Origin of the sequence: Paraburkholderia sediminicola, from assembly GCF_046027825.1 — a bacterium.
Lineage (GTDB): Bacteria > Pseudomonadota > Gammaproteobacteria > Burkholderiales > Burkholderiaceae > Paraburkholderia > Paraburkholderia sediminicola_D.
The window spans coordinates 1-5,742 of record NZ_JAQQDU010000188.1 but is presented as its reverse complement, the minus strand read 5'-3'; the positions used below and the strand labels follow the sequence as shown (position 1 = coordinate 5,742).

Sequence of the window (5,742 nt, the reverse complement as noted above, 5' to 3'; positions counted from 1 at the left end):
TTACAATGAAGAAATTGTTTCGGGTCGTAGCCCTCGTGTTCACCGTCGTGCTTACGGGCTGCGCAACCTCGCCGCAGTTACTGGAGCAAACAAGTGCAGAGCGTACATCGGTGCCGGCGAAGAGCGTCCTCATTGTGATAAACGGCGCCGTTTTTGATAATCCACCGTTCGGACCAGGGGGAAGGGTCTTTTTGGACGCCATGGGGTCAGCGCTACAAGAGAGTGTTTCCGGAGTGCCGGTGCGTGTGATCGCAATCGATCCGATGCAGCTTGAGAACCCGGAGGCGAAGGCACTAAACGAGATGCATCCAAACTACGTTTTACGATTGCACACGGTTTCACTCACCACGCGTAACGGAATACCTGTGAATGCCGTATGGCAACTCGACGCAGCGGAGGTTTCGACATCCGTGACGACCTCCGAGGCGCAGGGGCCAGCCCAGATGACAAGCACTCGATTCAATTTCCGGACCGTGTATCGGGCGCGAGCGCAAGGGCGAGCTGGCCCTGGATCAGTATTCGATTCCGCGAACTCTGCGCAAAATTGCGGCAGTGCCATGGGCAAGACTTTGGGTGCTGCTGTTGCCGCTGCTCAAGCGTTGGGCTTATCTGCCAAGGGATCTGCTCCGAGTGACGCGCCCATGGCTGTGCTAGAACACGACGTCGACACGTCGATGACGCGCTATCCCGCGAGTAATTTCGCTGCCTTGAGGGACGTGTCGGCCATTCCGACACGCGACCAGCATGTCCGGGAGCTCTATGTCGCATGGATCGACAAACCCTACCCTCGCGCCTTTGCTGTTTCCGACAGCGGACAAGCGAATGCGACGTGGGGAACTCCAAAGTCCCAAGCCGAGCCGCCTGACGCAGCCGAAAGAGCACTGAAGCACTGCCGCGACCGAGGGTTGCAGGGGTGCAAACTCTACGCTGTGGATGACAGGGTAGTCTACGTTCCATAATCGGCCGTATATTGCAGGTTCAAGGGACTCTTTAGCCACAATTCACCTTTGAAATCGAACACCCACTGCCGGTCTACAAAGCGATCTACTCGGCAGAAAGCTCGATGCCGAGAATTTCTCAGAATTGGTCGTTCACGATCGCAATCGTGAAGCCGTCCCACCCTTTGCTACCAACCGTTTGCAGAGCAGTGGCGGTCAGGCGAGGTTCATCGGCGATCATATCGAAGAAGCGGCGAACACCCTGCACCCGAGGGTCCATGCTGTCAGGATCAGTAATAGCTCCGTCTCGTACGACATTGTCGCCGATGATGACCGTCCCGGAATGCGACAGCCTGAGTGCCCATCCAAGATATGCAGGATTATTCTGTTTGTCCGCGTCAATAAAAATGAGATCAAAGGGGTCTTCAGCAGAAAGCTTTGCGAGACTGTCCAGTGCCGGAGCAACATGCAGTTCCACGACGCCGGCAAGCCCGGCCATTTCGATATTTGATCGCGCCACCTTGGCGTGTGCTGCATCTGCCTCAAGCGTGACGACTTTGCCGCCCTCAGGCAATGCACGAGCGAGCCAGATGGTGCTATATCCACCGAGGGTCCCGATTTCGAGCACGCGACGCGCGCTAATCATGCGCGCGAAGATATGCAGCAGTTTCCCTTGGTTGGGCGCGACATCATGCGGCGGCAGATTCGCAGCGGTGTTCGCGGAAAGGACATTCTTCAAAGCAGAATCAGAAGGCACAAGCCGATCGACAATGTATTCATCAACACGAGTCCATGCAGACTGCATCTTTAACACTCCCGGCAGATGTTATTTGAAGAAATCCCTTGCGATTGTCGATGATGCAGGCAATGCCCGCAAACTGCGCACAACTATTCGCCGTAGCAGCTTCCGTCATGTCACGGAGAACAGGCATGACGGCCGCCCGAGCCTTTCCTGACAAAGGGCGGAAATATCCTCAAGCTATATAGCTGGCCCTAGCCTCTTCCAGATAGTCCGCAAGCCGCTTCGGCGTGCGGCCGATGAGCGATTCGAGATGGTCCGTGACGATAGAAAGATTGCCGGCCCGAACCTCTGCCTCAATTGACACCAACAGAGAAATAAATACGTCAGGAGCACCAGCCGCTTTCAGCCCCGTGACGAATTGCTCGTCAGTCACATGGACGACGGCAAGAGCCCTGCCTGTAGCACGGCGGGCGAGGTCAGCGATTTCTTCGTTGGACAGCGCCTCAGTGCCTGTGAGCGTGTAGGTCCGGCTATCGAAGGTTGACGTAGCCAGCGCCGCAGCAATCGCTTCAGCGATCTCCTCCCGTCCAACGTACGACGTTCTTCCACCTTCAGTCGCCGAATGCCACTGCCCGCTTGTCAGCGCACTAGGGAGCGATCTGAGCAGATTCTCGTGATACCAACCGTTTCGGAAAATCACGTGCGGCAAACCGGTGGCCTTGATGCTCCGCTCAGTTTCCAAATGATCCGGTGCGAAACCCAGAAGCGAACTGGCCGGATTGGGCATCGACGTATAGGCGAGTCGCTTGACACCTGCCGCGGCGGCTGACAATACCGCATTGCGATGCTGCTTCAATCGTCTGTCGGCCCCATCCAGGGCATCTGTTGAAATGATGAGGACAGTACCGACGCCCTCGAAAGTTTCGGTCAGGCGTTCCGGGTCGTCGAAGTCCGCCTTGCGAACCTCAATGCCCGCTGCCGCAAAGCCAGCCAGCTTTTCGGGGCTACGCGTACCGGCAATGATACGGTTGTGCGTCACACCTCGCGCAAGCAGATGCTTGATAACGAGCTGACCGAGTTGACCGGATGCACCGGTGACGAAAATGGTGTCGCTCATGGACTGGCCTCATTCTGAGTGCTACTCTCGTTTTGAGAGCGCCTTGATAATCAGGTGTCTGCGCTCTTCCGTAAAGAAGGCAGTTTTTCAGGAGATAGTTACCAAATGGGAACCACCAAGGCGTTGACTAGCGTTCTCAAAACCAGGCTGGACGAGGCCCGAATAAAATACGGCGCACTTACGAATTGCCCGGTGCGCGACGTCATTGATGTCATCAGCGGGCGGTGGAGTTCGTTGCTGATGATGGCGCTGGCCGAGCACCCACATCGGTTCGGTGAGCTTCGCCGCTTGGTACCGGACATCTCGCAGCGAATGCTTACGCAGACACTTCATGAGTTACAACGCGACGGCTACGTACATCGTGAAGTCTTTCCTACGAAGCCACCGGGCGTCGAATACAGCCTGACCGACCTCGGTCGTTCGATGTTTGAGGCGTTGAACGTCTTGATTCAGTGGGCCGACGAGAACCATGCCTCGGTCACAGCGGCTCGCCTGCACTTTGATGGTGAGAAGGAATCTGCGTAAGTGCGTATTTCAAGTACCTGCAGCACGGGTTGCCCGCGCGGTCTGTTAGCGTCCCGGGCTCACTCGCCTCGTGGCGTGCAAGCCTCAACCACGCAGCGCCACAGTAGCGACAACAAGAGCCGAGAAGATCAGCGCAGGGGCGAGATGCCGGAACGACTCCCGGTTTCGTAGCAACGTGAAGAGCACGGCGACCAGGATCGCGCCGGCCAGCGTTAGGCCCAGGACTCTGGTTTGTTGTCCAAAAAGAAGTGCCGCAGACAACAACTCAAGAGCGCCACAGAGCAAATGAAACCATGCCGGGTAACCCCAGCGCGCGAAGTCGCGCTTCACCGCGCCGAGTCCCGCGAGATTGACCACCCCGGCAACCGCGAACAGAACCGCTACGATCATCGCAAGAATCGATTCGAAAGATGCACTGTTCCACGCCATGGTCATGCTCCGTTGATTTGCTGAAAGTGCTTTTGTACGGAGAGGTCCGCAATCAGGCCGGGGCCATGGGGTTTCCACGCAAGAACTCGCCGGGCATGCTGGCCGCTTATTGTCTGGTCGAGCGCCAGTGCGTCAGCGAACGGTCCAAACGATTGGCGAGCATCGTCGAGCGGCCAAAGGTCGACGCGATCGGCACCAACCGAGGCCCTGATCGCCTCACCCATTTCGGCAACCGCAACGGCATCTTCCGCGACCACGTTGAAGATCTGTCCCGCGACTCGCCCGTCCCCGCTTGCCGCCCGCTCCACCGCGCTCAGGTAAGCCGTGGCGAGATCGTCGACGTGAACGGCAGGCCAGTGGTTGCGACCATCGCCGACGACCCGCACGATGCCGCTCTGACGGGCCATGCCGGCAAGCATGCCGAAAACGCCGCCGCCGTAGCCGTGCACCATCGCCGGTCTGAGGATCACTGCGGCAATCGAGCGGCTTGCTGCCAGCGCCTGCACCTGTTGCTCCACTACAGGCCGCCAGGCGATAAGCGGTGTCGGGTTCAGCGCCGATGCTTCGGTCGCGGGCTCCCCCTCCGTATTGCCGTAGACCCAGGTGCCCGACGTATAGACAAACGCCGCGCCCTGATGCAAATGCGAAAGCATCGCTACAACCGCGGCCTCATCAGCAGCAGCAGTCGAAGCATCGTTGGTCGACGCGGCGTGCACCACGCCATCAGCGGCACCGGCAGCCGCAGCGAAAGACTGTGGCTCGCGCAGATCGCCGGAATGCAGTGTCACACCGAGACGTGCCAGCGCGCTGGCGGCCGCCGAACTGTCCTGGCGCACCAGCGCCGTTACCTGATGGCCGAGGCTGATTGCCTTGCGCGCGACCGCTTGCCCGATGAAGCCAGTACCACCTGTAATGAACAGTTTCAAAACGTTCTCCAATGATTGGCTGCGACGTTGAATAGTCATACAAACGAGACCCATCAGTCTCGTTTTGACCAATCTAAACGAGACTGCCCAGTCTTGTCAACTACTCGACGATCTGTTATTTATCTCGCATGGACACTTCCTCTCTCTCCGGCCTGAGCCCGCTCCAATGCCGCAAGCGGTCTGCAATCCTCGACGGCGCGAAAACCGTTTTCTTACGCGAGGGTTTCGGCCTGGCAACGATGGACGATGTCGCCTCGGCCGCCGGCGTCGGCAAACAGACGGTCTACCGCCACTTCAAGTCGAAGGAGGCGCTCTTCGTTGGTCTGGTGAGCGCGATGTGCGCTCAGGTGGGCGCGCTGCTTGCGAGCGCTCAAGGCGAGCAATCCGATCGCGCACCCGAAGTCGAGTTGCACGAGTTGGGATGGGTGATGGCACGAAGCCTTATTACGCCGGATAGTCTGGCGCTTTACCGGGCCATCGTTGCAGAGGCCGCACGTTTTCCTGAACTCGGCCAGGTGTTTTACGAAAATGGTGCAAAGGTCGTGCGTGCCTTCGCCGCAACAATTCTGCGAAAGCGATTTGACGAATCGACGGCTGCAATGCGGGCAGCGACATTCGTTCAGGTTGCGCTAGGCGACGCGCATCTGGAACTGACACTTGGCTACACGGTGCCTGATGTTGATGCGCGCTTTGCGCTGCAGATTGACGAGGCGGTAGCGGCTGCACTTCGCTAATGCGTCTCGCCGCGGCATTAAGTTTGTACCTGTGAATACACTGACAAGTCGCCGCCGATCATTCATTCCAGACACGCCAGGCGATCGCAGATGTAGTTCGAAGCGGTTTGCCTGTGAACGCGATACCGCTCGCGCACGACGTTCGCATATAGTTCGGACTTCTATTCTGTCAGCATCGCCGCGGCGACGATGTCTGCATCTGTAGCGTTTTCTGCTCGATCGACGCACTTGCGGCGATCCTGCTGCCGGCACGCGCACACGGCGCGACTGTGCTTGTCTGTGGCAGCCGCTCGGCGCAGAGGCCCAAACCTCGACAAGCGCGGCCGCTTAG

Annotated in this window: 6 protein-coding genes and 1 pseudogene; 3 read left to right on the top strand and 4 right to left on the bottom strand. The window is 58.3% G+C overall.

Translation table 11 applies throughout. The features are described from left to right. Nucleotides 1–959, top strand: a pseudogene (locus PQQ96_RS41480) (hypothetical protein); the annotation flags it as partial. A gap of 118 nt (nucleotides 960–1,077) precedes the next feature. On the opposite strand, the gene PQQ96_RS41475 reads toward PQQ96_RS41480, so the two are convergent. Further along, complete coding sequence (locus tag PQQ96_RS41475; RefSeq protein ID WP_408303131.1) at nucleotides 1,078–1,743, bottom strand: O-methyltransferase; 666 nt, start codon at nucleotides 1,741–1,743, stop codon at nucleotides 1,078–1,080. A 169-nt stretch (nucleotides 1,744–1,912) separates the two neighbouring features. Next, nucleotides 1,913–2,797, bottom strand: a complete 885-nt coding sequence (locus PQQ96_RS41470) for an SDR family oxidoreductase (protein WP_408303129.1) — start codon at nucleotides 2,795–2,797, stop codon at nucleotides 1,913–1,915. Between the two features lie 105 nt (nucleotides 2,798–2,902). Between PQQ96_RS41470 and PQQ96_RS41465 the strand changes: the two genes are divergently transcribed. Further along, on the top strand, nucleotides 2,903–3,322 hold the full coding sequence (locus PQQ96_RS41465; protein ID WP_408303127.1) for a winged helix-turn-helix transcriptional regulator: 420 nt from the start codon (nucleotides 2,903–2,905) through the stop codon (nucleotides 3,320–3,322). A gap of 84 nt (nucleotides 3,323–3,406) precedes the next feature. On the opposite strand, the gene PQQ96_RS41460 is transcribed toward PQQ96_RS41465, so the two are convergent. Together PQQ96_RS41460 and PQQ96_RS41455 are read right to left on the bottom strand one after the other, a co-directional pair. Further along, nucleotides 3,407–3,751: a DoxX family protein gene (locus PQQ96_RS41460; protein ID WP_408303125.1), complete on the bottom strand. Its 345-nt coding sequence runs from the start codon at nucleotides 3,749–3,751 to the stop codon at nucleotides 3,407–3,409. A 2-nt stretch (nucleotides 3,752–3,753) separates the two neighbouring features. Then, on the bottom strand, nucleotides 3,754–4,677 hold the full coding sequence (locus PQQ96_RS41455; RefSeq protein WP_408303123.1) for an NAD-dependent epimerase/dehydratase family protein: 924 nt from the start codon (nucleotides 4,675–4,677) through the stop codon (nucleotides 3,754–3,756). A 128-nt stretch (nucleotides 4,678–4,805) separates the two neighbouring features. On the opposite strand from PQQ96_RS41455, the gene PQQ96_RS41450 reads away from it, so the two are divergent. After that, complete coding sequence (locus tag PQQ96_RS41450) at nucleotides 4,806–5,411, top strand: TetR/AcrR family transcriptional regulator (RefSeq protein WP_408303121.1); 606 nt, start codon at nucleotides 4,806–4,808, stop codon at nucleotides 5,409–5,411. The last annotated feature ends 331 nt before the right edge of the window (nucleotides 5,412–5,742 follow it).

What these genes read in the sequence shown, in the direction of transcription:
- PQQ96_RS41475 (WP_408303131.1), bottom strand. Translation starts at nt 1,743, where the DNA reads ATGCAGTCTGCATGGACTCGTGTTGATGAATACATTGTCGATCGGCTT.
- PQQ96_RS41470 (WP_408303129.1), bottom strand. Translation starts at nt 2,797, where the DNA reads ATGAGCGACACCATTTTCGTCACCGGTGCATCCGGTCAACTCGGTCAG.
- PQQ96_RS41465 (WP_408303127.1), top strand. Translation starts at nt 2,903, where the DNA reads ATGGGAACCACCAAGGCGTTGACTAGCGTTCTCAAAACCAGGCTGGAC.
- PQQ96_RS41460 (WP_408303125.1), bottom strand. Translation starts at nt 3,751, where the DNA reads ATGGCGTGGAACAGTGCATCTTTCGAATCGATTCTTGCGATGATCGTA.
- PQQ96_RS41450 (WP_408303121.1), top strand. Translation starts at nt 4,806, where the DNA reads ATGGACACTTCCTCTCTCTCCGGCCTGAGCCCGCTCCAATGCCGCAAG.